This is a genomic window from Spongiibacter thalassae (assembly GCF_012272835.1).
Taxonomy (GTDB): Bacteria; Pseudomonadota; Gammaproteobacteria; order Pseudomonadales; family Spongiibacteraceae; genus Spongiibacter; species Spongiibacter thalassae.
Genome location: NZ_JAAWWK010000002.1, coordinates 959,522 through 979,855 on the forward strand (window position 1 = coordinate 959,522; position 20,334 = coordinate 979,855).

16 protein-coding genes and 2 pseudogenes are annotated in these 20,334 nt (G+C 52.9%); 9 read left to right on the forward strand and 9 right to left on the reverse strand.

Features of this window, described 5'->3' with window-relative positions; translation table 11 throughout:
• Positions 1 to 22: 22 nt before the first annotated feature.
• Complete coding sequence (locus HCU74_RS08760; RefSeq protein ID WP_168449997.1) at positions 23 to 2,164, reverse strand: carboxy terminal-processing peptidase; 2,142 nt, start codon at positions 2,162 to 2,164, stop codon at positions 23 to 25.
• Between the two features lie 163 nt (positions 2,165 to 2,327).
• Here HCU74_RS08760 and HCU74_RS08765 point away from each other — a divergent pair, with 163 nt between their 5' ends.
• Together HCU74_RS08765 and HCU74_RS08770 are read left to right on the forward strand one after the other, a co-directional pair.
• On the forward strand, positions 2,328 to 2,699 hold the full coding sequence (locus HCU74_RS08765) for a nuclear transport factor 2 family protein (protein WP_168449998.1): 372 nt from the start codon (positions 2,328 to 2,330) through the stop codon (positions 2,697 to 2,699).
• 114 nt (positions 2,700 to 2,813) lie between these two features.
• Positions 2,814 to 3,680 (forward strand): ion transporter, encoded by an 867-nt coding sequence (locus HCU74_RS08770; protein WP_168449999.1) that lies wholly within the window; start codon positions 2,814 to 2,816, stop codon positions 3,678 to 3,680.
• On the opposite strand, the gene modC is transcribed toward HCU74_RS08770, so the two are convergent.
• The 3 genes from modC to modA are packed head-to-tail and all read right to left on the reverse strand — an operon-like array spanning position 3,667 to position 6,238.
• Positions 3,667 to 4,776 (reverse strand): molybdenum ABC transporter ATP-binding protein, encoded by a 1,110-nt coding sequence (gene modC / locus HCU74_RS08775; protein ID WP_168450000.1) that lies wholly within the window; start codon positions 4,774 to 4,776, stop codon positions 3,667 to 3,669. The two genes, HCU74_RS08770 and modC, sit on opposite strands and share 14 nt — an antisense overlap.
• A 2-nt stretch (positions 4,777 to 4,778) precedes the next feature.
• Entirely contained in the window at positions 4,779 to 5,474 is a 696-nt protein-coding gene (modB, locus tag HCU74_RS08780; protein ID WP_168450001.1) for a molybdate ABC transporter permease subunit, read from the reverse strand.
• Positions 5,471 to 6,238, reverse strand: a complete 768-nt coding sequence (gene modA / locus HCU74_RS08785; RefSeq protein WP_168450002.1) for a molybdate ABC transporter substrate-binding protein — start codon at positions 6,236 to 6,238, stop codon at positions 5,471 to 5,473. The genes modB and modA overlap by 4 nt, the downstream gene beginning before the upstream one ends.
• Positions 6,239 to 6,401: 163 nt before the next feature.
• On the opposite strand from modA, the gene HCU74_RS08790 reads away from it, so the two are divergent.
• From HCU74_RS08790 to HCU74_RS08800, 3 genes are all read left to right on the forward strand, one after another.
• Positions 6,402 to 6,770 carry a YkvA family protein gene (locus HCU74_RS08790; protein ID WP_210425157.1) on the forward strand — a complete coding sequence of 123 codons (369 nt, stop codon included), beginning with the start codon at positions 6,402 to 6,404 and terminating at the stop codon, positions 6,768 to 6,770.
• Between the two features lie 160 nt (positions 6,771 to 6,930).
• On the forward strand, positions 6,931 to 8,115 hold the full coding sequence (locus HCU74_RS08795; protein WP_246864488.1) for a TMEM143 family protein: 1,185 nt from the start codon (positions 6,931 to 6,933) through the stop codon (positions 8,113 to 8,115).
• Positions 8,116 to 8,160: 45 nt separating this feature from the next.
• Positions 8,161 to 8,541: an Hpt domain-containing protein gene (locus tag HCU74_RS08800; RefSeq protein WP_168450003.1), complete on the forward strand. Its 381-nt coding sequence runs from the start codon at positions 8,161 to 8,163 to the stop codon at positions 8,539 to 8,541.
• Here HCU74_RS08800 and HCU74_RS08805 read toward each other — a convergent pair.
• The 5 genes from HCU74_RS08805 to HCU74_RS20415 form a co-directional block, all read right to left on the reverse strand.
• A complete protein-coding gene (locus HCU74_RS08805) occupies positions 8,501 to 8,947 on the reverse strand; it encodes a response regulator (RefSeq protein ID WP_168450004.1) in 447 nt (148 codons plus the stop codon). The genes HCU74_RS08800 and HCU74_RS08805 overlap by 41 nt on opposite strands.
• 90 nt (positions 8,948 to 9,037) lie before the next feature.
• A complete protein-coding gene (locus HCU74_RS08810; RefSeq protein WP_168450005.1) occupies positions 9,038 to 11,137 on the reverse strand; it encodes an EAL domain-containing protein in 2,100 nt (699 codons plus the stop codon).
• 139 nt (positions 11,138 to 11,276) lie between these two features.
• Positions 11,277 to 14,297 carry a chemotaxis protein CheB gene (locus HCU74_RS08815; RefSeq protein WP_168450006.1) on the reverse strand — a complete coding sequence of 1,007 codons (3,021 nt, stop codon included), beginning with the start codon at positions 14,295 to 14,297 and terminating at the stop codon, positions 11,277 to 11,279.
• Positions 14,298 to 14,754: 457 nt separating this feature from the next.
• Positions 14,755 to 15,240, reverse strand: a complete 486-nt coding sequence (locus HCU74_RS08820) for an AP2/ERF family transcription factor (RefSeq protein ID WP_168450007.1) — start codon at positions 15,238 to 15,240, stop codon at positions 14,755 to 14,757.
• Between the two features lie 1,233 nt (positions 15,241 to 16,473).
• Positions 16,474 to 16,623 carry a transposase gene (locus HCU74_RS20415; RefSeq protein WP_428480338.1) on the reverse strand — a complete coding sequence of 50 codons (150 nt, stop codon included), beginning with the start codon at positions 16,621 to 16,623 and terminating at the stop codon, positions 16,474 to 16,476.
• A gap of 394 nt (positions 16,624 to 17,017) precedes the next feature.
• On the opposite strand from HCU74_RS20415, the pseudogene HCU74_RS08825 reads away from it, so the two are divergent.
• The 4 genes and pseudogenes from HCU74_RS08825 to HCU74_RS08840 form a co-directional block, all read left to right on the forward strand.
• Positions 17,018 to 17,209 (forward strand): annotated as a pseudogene (locus HCU74_RS08825) (IS66 family transposase); the annotation flags it as partial.
• 1,714 nt (positions 17,210 to 18,923) lie between these two features.
• Positions 18,924 to 19,274, forward strand: coding sequence for a transposase (locus HCU74_RS20420; protein ID WP_168450009.1), 351 nt, complete (start codon positions 18,924 to 18,926; stop codon positions 19,272 to 19,274).
• Complete coding sequence (tnpB, locus tag HCU74_RS08835) at positions 19,271 to 19,606, forward strand: IS66 family insertion sequence element accessory protein TnpB (protein ID WP_168450010.1); 336 nt, start codon at positions 19,271 to 19,273, stop codon at positions 19,604 to 19,606. Before HCU74_RS20420 ends, tnpB begins: the two co-directional genes overlap by 4 nt.
• 275 nt (positions 19,607 to 19,881) lie before the next feature.
• Positions 19,882 to 20,334, forward strand: a pseudogene (locus HCU74_RS08840) (transposase); the annotation flags it as partial.

The following is a 20,334-nucleotide window of genomic DNA, read 5'->3' on the forward strand; positions in this document are numbered from 1 at the left end:
CCTTGGACCGGGCTCCCCCGGTTTAAGGTCGGCCTACAGCCAGCCGGTCGGGCTGGAAGTAGGGCATGGCGTCAACCAGAATATGACCGGCTTCGATCAACAGCGGATCCGGCTTTTTGTCTTTCTTGTCTTCATCGCCCTCGGCGTCACTGTGCTCAGGCGTCAGCGGCAGATCCTGGGCTACATCCAGTTCCTTGTCTTCTTCCAGCACGTCGAGGGGCGGCTCGCCCTTGGCCACACGGCGGCGATTTTCCATCGCCAGTTGCAGGGCCTTTTGCTCGTCCCGCTCTTTTTTGCGCTTGTCGATGTTCAGCGACAGGGTTTTGCGGTCGCGGTACTTTTCAATGGCCGACAGCTGCTCTTTCAAAAAGCGGAAGTCAGGGTCCTTGGCAACCCGTTTTTCGTGCTTTTGCTGTAGCGTGTTAAAGGACGCGCGCAGGTCAAAATAGTAGTTATGACGGGCGCGGGGAATGCTGTCCCACTCCATGGCATTGTCGAGGATACTCTCGCCGATGGTGTCCTTGTCGTACAGCGGTGGGAAGGCGATATCGGGGATGACACCGCGATTCTGGGTGCTGTCGCCGGAAATGCGGTAGAACTTGGACTCGGTCAGTTTTAATTGACCGTGGCCCAGTGTATTGACCGACTGGACTGTGCCTTTACCAAATGACTGGGTGCCGATAACGATACCGCGCTGATAATCCTGTATTGCACCGGCAAAAATCTCGGATGCCGAGGCGCTCATGCGGTTGATAAGCACCGCCAACGGGCCAGTGTAATAGGGCGAGCGGCGGCGTTTGCCTTCGTAAATCACTCGGGAGTTGGAGTGCTTGATCTGTACCGTCGGCCCCGCTTCAATGAACAAGCCCACCAAACTATTGGCTTCGGCGAGGGAGCCGCCACCGTTGTCGCGCAGGTCGATCACAATACCCTCGGCACCCTCTGACAACAGCTCGCCCATAATACGCACGGTGTCGCGGGTGGTGCTGCGATAGTCGGGGTCGCCCATGCGAAAGGCTTCAAAATCGAGATAAAAGGTGGGAATGCTGATAACCCCGATCTTGCGGGTCGCGCCGTCGGCCTCGGTGATCTCGATAAGCTCTCCCTTGGCACTTTGCTCCTCAAGTTTGACCTCATTGCGTTCAATCACCACCAGTTTGCGCTCTTCATCGCTGGGCGCGATGGCGGGAATGACTTCAAGGCGCACCGTGGAGCCACTGGGGCCGCGAATCAGGTCGACCACGTCGTCGAGGCGCCAGCCGATAACATCCTGCATTTCGCCGTCCTTACCCTGGGCGACACCGACTATTTTGTCAGCCGGTTGCAGCTCACCCTGTTTGGCGGCAGGGCCCCCGGGCACCAAACGGACGATTTTGGTGTAATCGTCCTCCATTTGTAACACGGCACCGATGCCCTCCAGTTTGAGGCTCATATTGATCTGGAAGTTTTCCGACAGGCGAGGCGAAAAATAGTCGGTGTGGGGGTCATACAGCGAGGCCAAGGCGTTGGCATACATTTGAAAAGCGTCTTCTGCCTCCAGTTGTGTCATGCGCTTGAGCTGGTTTTTAAAACGTTTTTCCAGCAGTTCAACAATGTCTTTGTCTTCCTTGCCGGCCAAACGCAGGCCAAGCACGCGGTTTTTCAACTGTTTACGCCAGATTTCGTCAGCTTCGGCTTTATTCCTGGGCCAGGGCATTTCGCTGCGATCGAGCAGGATTTCCTCATCTTTGGAAAAATCCATCGCGGCTACCCGCTTATTCAGGTTTTTAATCGTGTTTTCAAAGCGCTCCGTTATTCGCAGGCGATAGCGATTGAAAATGCTGAAACCGGTGTCGAGGCGGCTTTTTTTCAGCTCGTCATCCAGAGAGTGTCGAGACTTCATAAACTCGTCGATATCCGACTGAAGGAATATCTGTCGGTTGGGGTCAAGGTCGTCGAGATAGGCCATCAACAGCCGCTCAGAGGTGGCGTCGTCAAGAGTCAGCTTGACGTAATGGCGGGAGTTCAGCTGCCGAAGCATGTCCCTGATTGCAACAGTGTGCTCCTTGGCCGCACCGACCTCGGCGAGGGCCAGGGCAGACGGGGCCGAGAGGGTCAGTACGCTGAGCAAACATGCCAGCAGCGCGGCGCGGCGTGAACGGGATATCTTTGTCAAAAAATGCATAAAAAACCTGTAGTTCTCCGCAGCAGCTCTGGCGCTTTTTGCGCCGATCACCATTGATACCAGCGGCAGATTTATAATAATTTCACTGCAACGGATTCTCAGTTCTGGTATACCGCGTTACACTGAAAATATCTACTAACAACAACCAGTTGAGCTAGCAATTGTGAGTAAAAACCCAAAAATCAGCGTCGTTGAACGCTATATCAAGGCCCTGTGTGACCACGACCTTGAGACCATTGACCTTCTTTTTGCCGACGATGCCACGGTCGAAGACCCCGTCGGTAGCGACCCACTGCGTGGCAAGGAAGCTATCCTTGGATTCTACAAAGTGGGGTTTAGTTCCGGTCTCAGCGCGCGACTTGAGGGTTCGGTTCGTCTGGCGGCCAATCACGCCATTTTCCCCTTTGTTGTTGAGTTGAATCCTGGCAATGGCGAAATGCGTATCGAGGCTATCGATCAGTTTACCTTTAATGATGATAACAAGATTATCGCCATGCGTGCGTTTTGGGGGCCAGAGAATACCCGCACGCCGTAAAATCGCCGATGCTTGGCGTCCAGCAGGCCGCGCCGCGGCCTTGAATTTTGCCGATTCGTCCCTATCTCACCGCGTAAGCCCTTTCTATTCATTCTTCCCACGAGAGAATCTGTCATGACGACAGTCAGTCATCTTCACGCGCGCCTTGATCAGCTTCGCCGCAATCCGGCATTTGAAACCTTCGTCATTGCGGTGATTATCCTGTCGGCCATCGTCGTCGGGGCGAAAACCTTTGATATCACGCCCGGGCAGGCGCGCTTGCTGTCGATGCTGGATATCGCGGTCACCCTGTTTTTTCTCACCGAAATCTCCATTCGCTTTCTGGCGGAGAAAAACAAGAAGCAGTTCTTTCGCGATGGCTGGAACGTTTTTGACTCGGTGATTGTATTGGTCAGCATTATTCCGCTGCCGGACGCCGACGCCGCAACGGTAGGGCGCTTGATTCGGGTGTTCCGCGTACTGCGCATGGTGTCGATTGTACCTGAGCTACGCATGTTGATTAACTCGCTGATTCGGGCGCTCCCGCGCCTCGGCTACCTGATGCTGCTGATGTTTATTGTGTTCTACATCTTCGCGGCGGCGGGCAGCACCCTGTTTGCCAGCGTGAATCCCGTACTGTGGGAAGATGTCGCAATCAGCATGCTCACCCTGTTTCGTATTATGACCTTCGAAGACTGGACCGATATCATGTATGAAACCATGGCGGTCTACCCTTGGAGCTGGGCCTATTACCTGGTGTTTATAAGCCTGAGTGCCTTCGCCTTTTTAAATATGGTGATCGGCGTTATTGTCGGGGTGATCGACGAAGAGGGTGCCGCCCAACAGCGCAGTGAGCACCCCGAGGCGACCCTTGCCGCGATTGCCGCAAAACTGGATCGCATTGAGTCTGCCCTTGCAGAGCAGCGAGCCCTGGCGGGAACAGAGTCAACAACCGTGCGGGGCGTTGCAGTGGAAGAGGCCGAAACAGCTAACGTACGATAGCCACCGATTTTACCTGTGCCCACACTGGCATTCCTTCCCGCAGCGCCAGTTTGGCGACAGAGCGCGCGGTGAGTTTGGCCCACAGCACATTGCTCGTTGTGTCGTTGTCGTTAATGTCGCTGCCCAATGTCAGCTTGATGACACGCATGGCGGTGTCGTGGGTTTCGCGAATTGCGACAATTCGGCAGGGCAGGATATTGACGATGCTGGTGTCCCGATGCTCCGTTAAGCTGAGGCTCACATCCCGGGCGAAAATGCTCAAGCGTTGCCTGCTGCCAATGGCTTCACCATTGTCGCGCACCCAAACCTCGCCACCGACAAAACTCAGCCGAATCAGGCGCCACTCCCGGTGTCGCTCACTGACCTCGGTATCGATGACACTGCACAGTTCGCCGTCGCTTTGGCTCAGTACGGCGGGATCGTTGAGCAATTGCCGGGCGGGGCCACTGGCGGTTTGCCTGCCGTTTTCCATCACCACGATATAGTCGGCCAGGCGTCGCACTTCGCTTAGCGAATGGCTGACGTACAGAATGGGAATGTGCAGTTCTCCCCGCAAACGCTCCAGGTAGGGCAGAATCTCCTGGCGTCGCGCATCATCCAGAGAGGCCAGTGGCTCGTCCATTAACAGCACCCTGGGCCCAATTAACAGCGCGCGGGCGATCGCTACCCGCTGGCGCTCTCCACCCGAAAGGGACTGTACCGAGCGATCAAGCAGGGTCTCCAGACCGAGTAGTTCGACCACCGAACGGGTGTGACTGTCGGAGCGCTCGCTGGCGCGGCGCAGCGCGTAATCGAGATTGCCCTGCACATTCAGGTGGGCGAACAGGCTGGCCTCCTGAAATACATATCCCAGCGGTCGGCGGTGGGTCGGCAGTGAGTAGCTTGCCGTTTGCCAAGGTTGACCGGCAACACTTAGGTAGCCTCCGGGGCAGCGCTCCAGCCCGGCTATACAGCGCAGCAGGCTGGTTTTACCCGAACCGGAACGGCCAAAGATGGCGGTGACGCCCCGTGCGGGGAGGTCCAGGTCTATATCCAGCTCAAACCCGGTTTGCCGACGTAGCAGGTGAAAGCGGGCGTGAATAGGTTCGGAGCCCATCGTTAATACCCCAGATCCGTCGTCGCCGCATTGCGGCGGCGCAGCCACTGCAACACCAGCATCATTGCAAAGGAAAAACCGAGCATCAGTGCTGCGAGGCGGTGTGCTCGGGCGTAGTCCAGGGCCTCAACGTGGTCGTAGAGCTGAACCGATAACACCTGCGTGGCGCCGGGTATATTGCCGCCGATCATCAATACCACGCCGAATTCACCCAGGGTATGGGCGAATCCGAGCACCGCTGCGGTCACAAATCCCGGGCGCGCCAGCGGCAACAGCACGGTGAAAAAGCGGTCGACAGGGCCGGCGCGCAGGGTTGCCGCGACCTCAAGGGGGCGTTGTCCCACCGCTTCAAGCGCGTTTTGTATGGGCTGCACGACGAAGGGCAGGGAGTAGAAAAACGATCCTACGACCAAACCCGCAAAACTGAATGGCAGGGGCGACAGGCCAAAAAATGCCACGACCTTTCCAATAGGGCCATCCGGCCCCATGGCCAGCAGCAGGTAAAAGCCGAGCACCGTCGGCGGCAGGATCAGCGGCAGTGTTATCAATGCAGCAATGGGGTCGCGCAACCGGGAGCGACTGCGACTCAACCACCAGGCAATTGGTGTTGAGAGCACCAGCAGCAGCACGGTAACCACTCCCGCCAGTTTCAGGCTCAACCACAATGCCGCAAAATCGCCGGCGTCGAGCGCACTCATTGCTGGCCACCGCAGTGGTCGGTAGGTGGCGGTATCAAATAGCCACCTGCGGTGATAATCCGCTCAGCAGCCGGTGTGGCCAGGTAGTTGATAAATTCGGCGGCGGCTTGTGGTTGACGGCTCGAGCCCATTATCACCACAGCTTGCCGAATAGGTTCGTGCCAGTGGCGAGGTACAGGTATATAGTGATCCTCTGTTCGCATTTGTGAGCGTGCGACCAGTCCCCCCTGCGCATTGCCGGTATAGATAAATTGATAGGCTTGGGCAATATTCTCTCCCTTCACCAGTTGCTCCGGTGACGGGGCTACACCAAGAAACGCCAGTACCTGCTCCGCCGCACGACCGTACGGCGCGAGTCTGGGGTTGGCGATGGCGAAACGCCTATATTCAAACTGGCCTAGTGCCTGTGCGGGGTCGCTGATCTCCTCGCTTGTGGGCCAAAGCACCAACTGCCCGTAGGCGTACAGGATGCAGTGCGAGGCTAGACCGGCATCAACCAAACGCTGTGGAAAGTCGTCGTCGGCGGAGAAGAACAGGTCGAAGGGAGCGCCCCGTTGCAGTTGCGCGTAATGCTTGCCCGACGAGCCCTTGGCCAGTACAAGGTCTACCGCGGTGTGCTGGCGATAGTCTTCAATCAATTGTTCAAGGGTTTGGGCAAAATTGGACGCTACCGCAATACGCAGCGGCTCGGCGTTCACCACGGTGGCAGCCAGTATGGAAAACAGTGGCAAGAGGCAGATTTTAACTACGCCGGACAAGGTCATTGAAAAACAAGGGCTGGGAACATGGAGGGGTATAGTCGGGTAATAACCCTCTTGTGGCAAGTCGGGGTGGCCCCGGTAGTATAAATACCGTGGCAGGCGGTGTAAGACGATAAACTGGTTTGGTTTGCGCACGCCTCCACGCAATCATACAAAGAGGATAGCAATGAAGACCCTCAAGCAATTTGCCCGTCGCATGAAGCATCATGTTCAGGCGCTGTATCTTGCCGGACGCGACTCGAGAACCCCGTTGATAACGAAGTGTCTGGTCGGGGTTATTGTTGCCTATGCGTTGAGCCCGATTGATTTGATTCCGGATTTTATTCCGCTGATCGGGTTTCTCGATGATGCTCTTATTCTGCCTGTCGGGATTTACCTCGCGGTGAAGAGTCTTCCCGCAGAGGTCTGGAATGACTGCCTGGCCCAGGCTGAGCAGGCACCTGTTCGCTTGCCGAACAGTCGCTGGGCAGCGGCGGCGGTGCTGAGCATTTGGGTGATGGCGGCGGTGGCCTTGGTTTACTGGCTACGGGGCTAGCTCTCTCCGGCGCCTGTTCAGGCGCACCTGCAATGGGTTCCCTTCTTTTATTTTATGAATATCAAATAGTTATCCTATCAATGCTATGATTTGAAAAATGCCGTGGGTGCTTTGGTGCGGCGATAATACTCTGAATCATTGCTGCAACAGGATATGCGATATGTCTGCCCAAAAACTGTACCGTTTCATTCCTTTTCGTAGTGCAGACATTCTTGCAATGTGCCGGGCGGAAGGGCGGTTGAACGACGAGGCCCTCGGTCGTTTCGATCAGGCAGCGGCATATATTCAGCAAAGCTTTAAAGATGAATTTCATACCCTGAGAAATGAACTGAAGAATATCTATTTTCCTCTTGACCCTGATGCAGACACCCGACAAGTAGAAATCGGCAGCAAGGCCTCCGAGGGTGATCAATCCCTTGTTAGCAAATTGGAAACGTTGCTGGAGCGGGCCAATTACGAGCGGGTAGGCCCGGAGGCCCTGGCTGCAGCGATGGAGTCGGCGTCGCTTTTCCATATTCGATTGGCGGTCGATATGGAGGATTACGCGGAAGTACTGCTGTATACCCGCGGTGCCAGCGCACGTAGCGAGGTCCTGACCGGGCCATTGGGCTTGTGGAAAAAAGCCGTTAGCTTTGTCAATTATGATCGCGTCGTGCTGTATCTGCGTTTTAAAGATGATATTGAGGATAACAAGGGCATGGCGTCTTACCGCCCGGGGGCGGTGATGCTTAAGCTCTTTCAAAACGTACCCGACGCCGACCTTGAAATGCTATTCCCCAATACACGGGTGGGTATGCGCCTGCGGGACAAGCTGATGATCGGCATACCAGCACTGATTAGTGGCGGAATTGTTCTGACCACCAAGTTGGGGGCAACGCTCGTGCTACTGGGGTCGCTGATTGGCTTCTGGCTGGGAATGAGCAGCGAGGCAGTTACGCTCGACCGCAATGCGGTGCTGGCGCTCCTGGCGGGAGCGGGGACGTTGGGCGCCTATTTCTGGAAGCAGTTCTCGAGTTTCAAAAACCGCAAGCTGCGGTTTACTGAGGCCCTTACACGGAATTTGTACTTTAAGCTGTTAGATAACAATAGCGGGGTGCTATTGCGTATACTGGATGATGCCGAGGAATCTGAAATCAAGGAGAGTGTGCTCGCCCTGTATTTTATGATGGCGTCGCCGGGCCCGATAGCGGCGGCTGCACTGGATCAGGACATTGAACGGTGGTTCGATCAACGTTGGGGCTACCAAATGGACTTTGAAATTGCCGATGCTCTCGACAAGCTGGAATACCTTGGATTGGCGAAATGCCAAAACGGGATCTGGCAGGTATTGCCCGTTTCGGCCTGACGCTGGTACGCGGTATAAACCTGTGAGTTTGCCCACTGGAGACTTATGGCTGAAATAGACTTTTCCGTACTGGACGCGAGTGAACTGTTTTCCTACGAGGGGCTGGTGTCGATGGTTGGAGAGGGCGGATATATGAAAGTCTGCGAGGCCTTCTACACCGATATCAGTCAGTTATACGCGGAAAAATATGCAAGTGCCGACGACGATTCGGTGGAATCCAATCGTCGCTTTGCCCACCGAATAAAGGGCTCGGCAGGCAATGTCGGGGCAAAAAAACTGTCCCTGTTGGCGGCGGACGTAGAGCAACGCCTGTCCAATGGGGAAGCTCACTCGATTCGTGAGCTGCTCACAGAGTTAAAGGAAGTCCTCGATACGTTGGCGGTATTCAGGTCTGAGAATGGTCGCTACTCTCAAGCTGGCGATTGAGCAATTCACGCATTTTAGAGCGGTCTGGCAGGCGGATATTCAGGTGCGCATTGACCCTCATCAGCACCCGGTAAGGGCTGACTGGTTTGACGATATAGTCTATTGCGCCGGCTTCAAAGGCTTGCGCTTCAAACATGATGTCGCTGTATCCCGTCAGGAAAATAATGGGAACGTCGGTGAGTGTGGGGTCTGCCTTGAGCCGGCGACACACTTCGATGCCGGAGATATCGGGCAAATCCAGGTCAACCAGCACCAGATCCGGATGACAGCTGCTGGCTTTTTCAAGGGCTTCTTCGCCATTTTTTGCGATGATCAGTTCGGAGTACGCCTCAAGAATCAATTTCAACAAGGCAATTGAAGACAAATCGTCTTCGACGGCCAGTATTTTCGGTAGCGATTTTTCCATGCTGGAGACCTTAACATGAGCAATGGTTGTGGCTGGAGTGTATCATTTTGTCTCTATCACACGGGAGAATAAACCCCGTGGTGGCGCGCTTCAGGTGGCGGCCCCGTTACGGCTATTTTCCAGAACTTGCTCCAGCGGAAGCGGCTCGGAATACAAAAAGCCCTGGCCCAAAATACAGCCTGCTTTCACTAACATTCTCGCCTGATTTTCGTTCTCCACGCCTTCACCAATTACACTGATGCCCAAAGCATCGGCCAAAACGATAATGCCTGAAAGTAAGTCTGCTTTCGGGTTCCCCTGCTGTTCAATGCCATCGAGGAATCGGCGGTCAAGCTTTATGTTGGCGTAAGGGTATTTTTGCAGCGTATAAAGGGAGGTTGTTCCTGCGCCAAAGTCATCCAATACAATCTTAAAGCCAAGCTCGATAAGTCGATTCAGATGTCGCGCAACAATCTCGCTGTCTTCACAGACGGTAGCCTCAGAGACTTCAATATTGACTTTTGTTGGCAGGCTCCGGTTCAGGGAGCAGAGGAACTCTATATGGTCGAGGACTTCTTCTGAATGTAGTTGTGATCCAGAAAGATTAATCGACACTGGCACGTCTATGCCGTAGCTTTCCATCACGTCAATGCCCTGGTACACGTCTGAGAACATCGCCGTGCCCATTTTGGCCATTAGTGGCCCACTCTCTATTGACGAGAAAAAATAACTGGGACTGAACACCTTGTCGTCCACAACAAGGCGCACCAGGGATTCGTAGCCGACGATTTCACCGGTTCTCATGTCGTGAACCGACTGGTAATAGGGCTGCAGTTTTTTGTTCTTGATGCCGATATCGACTTCATTTTTGACCTTGCGGATTGCGAGGACGCTGTTGTCGGGGTTCGGGTTATAAAACTCTGCACGATTCTTGCCGGCAGACTTTGCTTGATACATGGCAGAGTCGGCGGCCTGCACGAGGCCGTCGCTTGTCAGGGCGTCTTCAGGGTACTGGGCGATGCCGACAGACGCGCCGCAGGTGTGTTTCACTGCGCGGATGGTAAAGGGCTTGGCTAGTCCCGTACAGATTTTGTCGGCAATGATCTTGACGCCGTCCCGTTCAGCATCTCCGGTAATCAAGACCACAAACTCGTCGCCGCCCAGTCGGGCGAGGAAGTCACTCTCCCGCAAGCAGTTCTTGATGCGTTGCGTGGCTTTGATCAGCAGCTCATCGCCATAGTCGTGGCCGTAGCGGTCATTAATTTGTTTGAAATTGTCAAGGTCGATAAACAGGAGATACAGGGGTTCGCCGCTACGCTGCGAGTCACCAAACATACGTGCATAGTTGGCATTAAAGCCGGCCCTGTTGCAAATGCCGGTAAGTGTATCGACCTGGGCAGAGCGAACCAGTTCGCTTTCGATGCGCACCTGATCTGAAATGTTTTCCAGCATATATACGCAAAGGGACTCGCCGCTGCGCTCATCGTCAACGATGGATACCGTGACATTGCAGTCTACGTGGCGACGATTTTTATCGACAATAGATACGCGCCCCTTCCAGAAATTTTTCTCTTCGAGGCTTTTAACGATTTCATCTTCGTAGCCGTCGCGGGCGTTTTTTGCGTATAGACGGCGGTCGCTCAGGCCGACAATTTCGGTTTCTCTAATACCGAACAGTTCGGTGAAGCCGTTGTTCGCGGCGACAACTTTTTTGTCTTTGTCGGTGATATATATCGCGTGCCGGGAGTTCTCGTAGATAGTTCGATAAAGATTGCCCTGACCGAGGATACCTTGCTGGCTGCTGGCATAGGGCATACAGAAATGGTAGGTAATGCCATCGACCAGCTCGATGCGCTCCATATAGACGTGCACCGGCTGTACTGATTCACGCGCTCTAAGGGCAAGCTCGAAAGGGCGGCGCTCGCCAACAACGATGCCTATTTCTTCAACCCAGTCGAAAAACTGCTTGGCGCCCTTAACAATATACTGCCCCAGATGGTTGCGGCGGCCATTGTTACTGGTCAGATCGACGGTACTGCCCAACATTTCCCGGGCACAATAATTGGCACGCAGAATTCCAAGACGCTCATCTGTAATCAAACAGGGTACGGGGCTGTGTTCAAACGCCAGATAAAAGACCCCCGGAGTAAATTCGTTCGGTTGTCTTTCAATTACGTCTGAAGTTGTCAATTCTGTGCTATCTGCCGCCATTTGTGTCGCAGTGTCCTCCTGCTTGCCCCGGAACACGGTCATTTTCCCGCGTAATGGGTATTACATTACGTCCAGTGTTATTTTACGCGGGAACCCAATAAGCGGATTCGGGGCGGCCAATATGAGTTTCCCGCCCCGGTTATTTCTTCGACGCAAAAAAGGTTACCAACATTTTTTCTGGCAAACCGCTATCTTGATTGACTTCATAAATGGTGTGGTTTGAGTATACATGTAGATACTCGTCGGTGTCTTTGCACTTGAATTTGTGCGCTGTTGGGTAGGTTTTGCCGATATCTCCTTTGGCGACACTGGCAAAGTGCTCCCGCATCTTGTCGCGATCCTCGGGGTGGAAGAGGGTGAAGAAATCATCACCATTCACCAGTTGCACATCCTTTAAGGTATACCCGAGCAGCTCGGTAAAGGGCGGGTTGGTATATTCCACCGATTGGGTGTTGAAATTGTAGATATATGCGCCATTCAAGCTGCTGTTAAGGATGTAGTTGATTTTGACCTTGTGAGCGCTTTCGTTGCTTTCGAAGCTCTTCTTCTCGGTGATATCCGTCATGCTACCCATAACTTTTACCGCCTGCTTAAGGTCGTTGAAAGACACTACCGCATCAATGGCAATGTACTTCACTTCCTTGTTGTGCCCTTCATATTTGAACACAAAGGGCTGCTTTGCCGAGCCGGTCAGCAGGTTGCGTAGATGGTCTTCAAGCCGGTTGCGGTCTTCGGGGTGAGCGATGCCGATAAATGCCTCGAAAGAGGGGTAAAAGATCTTTCGGTCAAAGCCAAATAGCTGGTAACAGCCATTGCTCCAGGTCATTTTCCGTGAAGGAATATCCCACAGCCATGAGCCCGTGCGACCAATTCGCTCTGCTTCCTCAAGCAGGCTGTTTGTCTGTTCCAGCTCAGAGCGCAGGCGCAGCAATTCGTTGCGCTGCTGATCTTTCTCTTCGTAGGCCATGCGCAGTTCAGCGTAGGCCGTTTGCAGCTCTTCGTTGGTGGACTGCAGCTCCTCGTTGGTGGTTTCCAGTTCCTCGTTTGAACTTTGCAGTTCTTCGTTCGAGCTTTGCAGCTCCTCGTTCATGGACTGCATTTCTTCGTTGGAGGTTTCGAGCTCCTCGATGACGTCCTGCAGCTGTTCCTTGGTTTTGTTGAGGAGTCGCTGTTGCTCCAGCGCAATCATTTTGCCACTGCCATCGTCAGTGGAGTCCGCGCGGATCGGTAGATTGTTGTCTTTTTCGATATGGCAGAAAATCAGCACCAACGCGCCCAAGGGGGCTTCGCGAACGATGTTGACGACGGTGAGCTTCACCCAATGGGTCTCGCCGCCCACCACCAGATTCTGGTAACCGGTGCTGACCATCTCCTCGCCGCGATCAATGGAGTGCAGGGCGGAACGCAAATCTACTGTCAGCAGTGGGTTCAGGTTTTTGTAGATATTGTTGGTAGGTAGTCCCTCGGGGCGTACCAGCAATGGATTCGAGCCCTGGGTGTAAATGATGTCCAGATTTTCATTGATCAGAATCGCATTGGGGAAAACAAACTCCCTGATGCGCTGGGTAATCAGCTCGGACAGTTTCTCATCCAGGTTCAGGTTCAGGCGCTTGGAGTGGGATATCGGCGCCGCTGATGGCGTCTCCACATAATCCACGATAGTTCTGCGCTTCAGACTGCGCTCCGGCGGGAGTTTTTTGCCGATATAGACGGATTCGTAGATCTTTCCTGACTTCGATAGCTGCCGGTACTGCTCTTGAAAAACGCCAATGGACTCCGACTGACCAAGCATCAGCAAGCCCTTGGGGTTCAGTGCGTAATGGAATATCGGCAACACCTGACGCTGAAGCTCCAAAGTGAAGTAAATCATCAGGTTACGACAGGTTATTAAATCCAGTCTGAGGAATGGCGGATCGCTGTTAACATCATGTATCGAGAAAATCACCATGGCCTTGATGGGCTTGATGACCTCGTACTGGTCGCCATTTACCACGAAGAATTTTTTGCGCACGGCTTTGGGCAGGTTTTGCAGCGCCGCCTCAGGGTAGACCGCATTGCGTGCGTAGTTAATCGCCCGACTATCGATGTCAGTGGCAAAGATCTGGATTTTGTAGTCGTTGATCCTGGAGCCGAGAATGTCACTGATGACCATCGCGACGGAGTAGGGCTCCTCGCCGGTCGAACACCCGGTACACCATACCCGTATAATCTTGTCTTCCTTGCGCTCAATGTATTGCGCGAGCTCATTCTTGAGAATATCGAAGGCTCGAGCGTCCCTGAAGAACGAGGTCACACCAATTAGCATGTCGTTGAACAGGAAGCTGACCTCATCGGTGTGCAGATTCAGGTGCTTCAGATAATCAGCGGCCTTGGCAATCTTCAGGGAGGCCATGCGCCGCTCGATACGGCGAATAATGGTGTTCTCTTTGTACAAGCCAAAATCGACATTACAGTGTATTTTCAGTTGCCGAATAATGGAGTTGTAAATATCGCGCGAGACCGTCGATTCGTCTTCCCGCGAGCGGGCGATGGGAAACATCAGAACGTTTTTCAGTTCTTCGCCAATCTCTGACGCGGGCAGTATCAAGTCAACGTTGCCTGAGTTGATCGCCGCGTTGGGCATACCGTTATATTTGGCGGTATTGGGGTCTTGAACAATGCCAAGTCCGTTTTCACCTTTGATGGCTCGAATGCCCCGTGCACCGTCGCTGCCGGTTCCGGACAGTATTACGCCAATCGAATGCTCACCTTTAACCGTGGCGATGGACTCAAACAACATATCGACCGAAGGGCGAGGGGTGTGGCGGATTTCGGGGTAGCTGGTGAGCCTGATGACATCGCCAGGGGATAGCTCAATATTGTAATTTGGCGGACAAATATAGATAGTATTGGGCTGGAGTACGGTGCCATCTTCCGCCGCAAATATCGGAATTGTCGAATCTTTTTCCAATAAGTCGACCATCATGCTCTTGTAGGACGGCGATAGATGCTGCGCCACAATGAAGCTGATGTTGGTGTCGCTGGGCAGGTTGGACACCATTGCCTGGAGTGCCTCGAGCCCACCCGCACTTGCGCCGATACCCACAACCGTCAGCACGCCCGCTTCTCGCTTCGTTGTGCTGCCATCGCCGGAGGTGGTCGACAACTTTTTCTCACTCATTACCCAGGTTCCTTCCAAAAAACTGTTGTCGCCAATATAACCAGAGAATAGCGGATGCCGTGTAAATCTTACTTTTCAATGCCGTACACGACAGATGTACTGCATTTTAAAGCAGACCGGTGCACAAATACTATTCCCAAGCTACGGTATAAAGCCTGTAAAATCAATTACATTCGACATCAAGAAGTGACAGGCTCAACCTTGTTCACGCCTTGAGAACTTAGTTGCCAAGTTGTGACGGGTAGTAAAATCAGAGTATAGGCGGAGCTAGTATTATACGTGCAAGAAGGTGCTCTGGATTGCTGTAAATTCCTGCTGTTTTCGTTCGGGTAGCGTTTAGCTCCGCCGTGGGTGAGGGAGCGTGGCTGTTTGGATTGAAAAGAGGTGTGTCTGCACGCGATCAGGGCATCGGGGCGGCCTGGTGTTTGGGGCGTGCAGCGCATTAAGCAGGGGGGGGCTAGCTGACCTCGCCCCGCTCTGAGGCCCAAAAAACCCCCTCGAGTCGCGCGACACCGGCTTCTCTGGCGGCAATGGCCAAGCGCTTGGCCTTGCGTTCGCCGTAGGTTTGCACTGAAAAAGTGGCTTTTTCACTTTCGTTTTTGGCTGTTGGCCAGTGGGCTTCCCAGTACCAGATCTCTTTCACACAACCATCTTTTAGCTTATAGCGTTTTGCGTAGCGGTAGACCCCGGTAATGCCGGATTTATTGTGGCGGCGAAGGGTCGAGCAAAATTGCTTGCGCGTTGTTGGCGGGTGGGCGGCGATGGTTTCATCGCGAAATTGCTTTGCTGCGGCCAAAGCCTTGCGCTTGCCGCCGAACTTCTTGTCGGGAAAATTCTTGACGATCATCTTCCGCTGACGTCGTAAGCTTACTCGCCACGCATGGGTGCGATGAATATCGTCATCGATGCGTGAGATTCCATACATTGCTTTGCTTTTGGGCATATTACTGCTCTTGAAACCTTGTCATTGTTTGCGTAACCGTCAGTACCTGGCGGAGAGATCATATCGCTCTCATAAGAACCAGATGCCAAGAGGTAGGGGGAAGGTGGTGCTGCACTAAAACCGGACAAAACAGGCTGTTCGTCCGTCATCGACGGCATTCCTAGCGAGCTTTGTGCCAACCCCGCAAAATACGCTCATGGCGCCCATTCTAGCCAATATTGAGCCATTTAGCAGCGATCCAGATAGAAAATACCTGACTAAAACTCGGTTGGACGAGCGACCTAAGAAATATTGTTGCGTTAAACGTGTATCTATATGCGTCGATTATTAGATAAATTGCAGTGATATTGTTGGATGTGGAGCGGCTGTGTATTTTTTGACTTTTTTGTCAATAGCAACAAAGAGTCGTCGTAGTAACCGCTTATGTGGCGGTTATAAGCACAGCTACCAATAAGAATAGGCGTGAGAGAATCCGTTTTCGAGCGGTGCAGCAGAAGAAGCAAAGAGTATTTGTTGCCAGTCAAGCCGGTTGGTCATCCAAGCAAAGCGTCATCACTGGTGAAGAGCCAAATGGCTGATATTTGGAGATGATTGTCAACTCCCATACACACAAGATTAGCAAGTTTTTCTATTCCTAGGGAATAAACACCAGCATCCCATTTTTCACGCAAAGCTAGCAAATAGGCAACCGGGGTATTGGTCGCGCAAGCCTATTGATAGAAAACCATTGATTCAGCCTACTGCTTCGGGGCGCTAATTTTTTTGCAAAACAAAGGCCGGCCTTTTAATTTGTCTCCAGCGTCACGCAGGCAGCCAGTCACTGTTTCCGCTTCGTTGAGACAAGTGAACAAGTGGGTTCGTCCCATTAACACCCTGGTGAGCAGCATAACTCGTTGGAATATAAAATAACGATTTAATAATATAGAGGAATATCTGACGGCAGTATAAGGAATTAGTCTTCGTTTGTAGGACGCTTGCTAATGGCGAGGAGGCCGCTATGCCATTGATACTATTTATAAATACCAAGACTATGTAACAGCCAGTTCAGTGATAAAGGGGCCAACGGCCTATTCGTTGCCTTTCCTGTTTTGATGGATTTCAGAGGCCAGCTCTCCATCGTGTTTCTTGGTTGAGTAGGGCGAGGTGATAATTGTGGCATTGACAATCGTGCCTTCACTCGTCATCAGCCCTCGCTGCCGAAGCCGGGTGTTCAAGACTTTGCCCAGGTCCTTCCTAATAGCGGAAGCGGAGGGTCGTACTTTGATCGGGTAGTCGATCTGACAAGCGCAGCCCTGCAAAGTAACGCATGGACTCGATCTCGTAAAGGGCACCCTGTCGCCGGATCGCTGAGGTGGTAGAACAATTGCAGGCAGTGCACCCAATACATAAAAGTTAGCGGGTAGGGCGGTTTTCCATCAATTTGCTGGCCCAGGTATAGATACGAAAATACGCCGATCACCAGCCACTGCATCGGCGGGCGCAACAGTTTACTTGGGCCGGAGTCTCGATCTTGCGCTCCGTACTGGCAGATTGGGGGGCGCTATGACTAGAGCTGCAGCCCTTGATTGAACCCTCCTTAAAGAGCTCGCCGACGAAGCCCCAGTGGTGATGCTGGTCCCAGGGGAAAAAACGTACTCATAAGGCCTATTGGACTGATACCTCAACTCGGTACTCGGCCGCATAGGGCGTGGTCTATGACTTCGAGCGACAGCGGCATGAAAAATCAAAGCCCACCGATGATTGATTGTAGCACTGGCTTATCGCAAAATGACAGCATGTGCAGGATGGCAGTGGCACGGCCAGAGCGATCGACTACAGCTTAAAACGCTGGGGTGCCTTGATCCGCTATCTCGATGACGGTGCTATCCCTATCGACAACAACTGGGTGGATAACCAAATTCGACCCTGGGTGCTCGGAGGCTCAAACTGGTTGTTTACAGGTTCAGCGCGCAGTGGCCAGTGGGTGGCGACTAACTCGGGCATTTTTACAGCATTGCCCAAATAATAGCTCAGGAAGTTGGCCTTCTAGGCCCTTAGATTTAATGATGTCCTCAATGTAAGGGTGGATATCTGGCAGTTCAGGCCTGAAAACTCGTTTTGGAATTAGGACTTTTAAGGTATTTGAGTCCTCAAGTGTACAATAAAAGTCGCTGAACATATGTGCTGTAGGGTCAAGAAATGGCTCTGTTCTGTCGGTTACAAATCGGTTAGGCTCATAACCAGCGTCTGAAAAAAAGTGCTGGATGGCAATATTGCTATATATAGTTTTAAAGCAAGTTACCAAATCCAAAAAATAGAATAATTTCTGGAGTGTTTGTGGATACTCATACGCAATTTGGCTTTCCCCTAATTCTGTAGAGTACAATTTCTTAGAAATCTGGAGCGGCTGAGGGACTAGGGGCTGGCAGGAGTCAAATCCTAGTGGGTTTCGATAGTACCAAGAGGCACGCTGGTAGCGAACGCGAACATCGTTTACGCGGTATCGAAAGGCAAAATAAAACCAAAGCGTAAAAGCCGAACAGAGTGCGCACGGCATAATTTCTGGGAAGATTGGGTCAAAGGGTTGATACAGCTGGTTAAGTGTCTTGGGCACAACCGTATGTCCACTTTGCATACCTGATCGAGTTATAAACTGTACCGCTTTTCGGCGCCATCTCCGCTCCCAGGGAATGAGCGGGCCGCGAGATTTCCATGTTTGGCTGCTTAAATTCTGCAATTCAAGGCTTGCCTTTTTCCTTTTTGCACAGAATTGTAAAACACTACTAAGTGAGATGCCGGCACATCTCAATTCTTGTACTTTCGAAGGGTATAGATGGCCAATTATCGACGGATAATCAGGGCTATCAAAATCAATTGAGTTCCGCATCGCATACTCAACTTTTGATTTCGTTGGAGGATAGGAGACTGGCCAATATCGCTCAAGAGAGGTAGGGAAAAGTATTTCCAGGAGTCTTTGAATTTGGTGATATGGCTGTAGCGGTTGATCATCTAGACGGTTAGCAATACTATCTATGGAGACATGAGTGCCGCACATGGGGCAATGATTGCTGTTTTCCTTTAAGGTTTTCAAAGAGGGCCAGCGGCGTTCACAGGTTGGACACTTGTCAATGAGTGCCAAATTGTGGACAGGGCATTCTTTGACCCATGGTAAGTTAAATAGCGCTGAGTGATAGATTGCAAATGCACATTTAGGGCAGTTTCGAATGGGTAGAGATTCGCTAGGACAGAAGTATGCCATCCTATATGAATTAATTGGAGGGAGTGTTAAAGCCCGGTTTTTTTGTTCCAGTAAGCTGTCTTTAGGGGTGGCGAGCTGATTAGCAATAGCGAATCTGCGCCGCATCGCATAACGGCTTTCTCCTGGCTTGCTAAATATTAGCCCTTCATTATATGGCACGTTGCAATACCATGGATGGCACTAGCCCTGAAGCATCGATGCTATGACGTATCATGTCGCTAATCTCATCACCGTCTTCTATCCCATACTCTGGCAAATAATCGAGGATCAACATCGTCATGGCGGTTATAAAATACTGCATTGGCCAACCTCGAAGTTTTAAGGGCTTTTTGTACTCTTCGCTGTAGATTTTCCAGATTTTCGTATCCGTCCGGCCAACACACCTTTCACTCCTGAGCCCAGGCCAACATGATGGTGTCCACCTATCTTTAAGTGGACACCTAAAATGGATACGCAAGGATTACTCCCACCACCGGTTAAGCCACGGCGTCGCCGACACTCTCTGGAATTTAAGACGCAGGTGCTGGCCGCTTGTGCTGAGCCAGGCGCTTCCATCGCGGCAGTGGCACAGCACTTCAATGTCAACGCGAACCTGATTCATAAATGGCGACGGGCTACAGAGGCGACGCGCCCTCCCAAGAACGGCGACTTTGTTAAAGTCGCGCTACCCAGGCCGACAGCCTCAACGTCGCCACAAGCGCTCAAGCTGGAACTGACCTGCACCCACGGCCCGGTTGTCATACACTGGCCGCTGGATCAGCTTGATCTCCTCTCGAACTGGCTACGCTCATCGTGATCCGCATTGATGAGATCTGGTTAGCCCGAGAACCTCTGGATATGCGCGCCGGGCCGGATACCACTCTGGCCCGGGTGGTGCAAAGCTTTGGCGAAACCCGGCCTCACTGCGCCTACCTTTTTGCCAACAAACGGGCTAACCGGATGAAGGTGCTGGTGCACGATGGCTTCGGCCTCTGGCTGGCCGCTCGTCGATTGCATCGTGGCAAATTTGTCTGGAGCAGCCTGCGCGAAGGTAGCGCGGTTGCTCTGGATGAAGAACAATTGCGGGCATTGGTCACCGGCCTGCCCTGGCAGCGCGCTGGTGGCGCGGCCACCATCTCGGTGCTGTAAATCTCGTTTGCTATGCTGCGCCAGCGCAGCATAGTTACTCGCTTCAGTCCATTTACAAAATCGTCATCGCAGGCCGCGCCAAGTTCTGGCAAAGTCGGTGTATGACTCAGCTTCAACCTGCCGATCTCCAGAACCTGACTCCCGAGCAGCTTCGGGAATTGATTCTGCTGCAAGCCAAGACATTAGCTGAGCGCGACGACCAGGTGTCACAGCGCGACACCGTCATCCAGCAATTGCAAACCAGCCATGCTCGACTGGAAATCCACAACGACAAACTCACTCATGAGTTGGCCCTGCTGCGCCGTCACCGCTTCGGCAAACGCAGCGAAGGGATGGATAAACAGCAGCTGGCCTTGCTGGATGCGCTGGTGGATGAAGACATCGCTGCGATTGAAGCGGAGTTGGAAGCCCTCTCGCCGAAGGCCATCGAGCGACGCGTGCGCAAACAGGCCAAGCGTCAGCCCTTGCCCAAGGATTTGCCCCGCACTGAGATACATCACGAGCCCGAGAGCACAAGCTGCTCTTGCGGCTGCGCCCTGACCCGCATCGGTGAGGATGTCAGTGAGAAGCTGGATTACCAGCCCGGCACCTTTAGTGTTGAACGTCATATCCGGGGCAAGTGGTGCTGCCGGGAGTGCGATAGCCTGGTGCAGGCGCCGGTGGCGCCCCACATCATCGACAAGGGCATTCCCACCACTAATTTGCTGGCCCAGGTACTGATCAGCAAA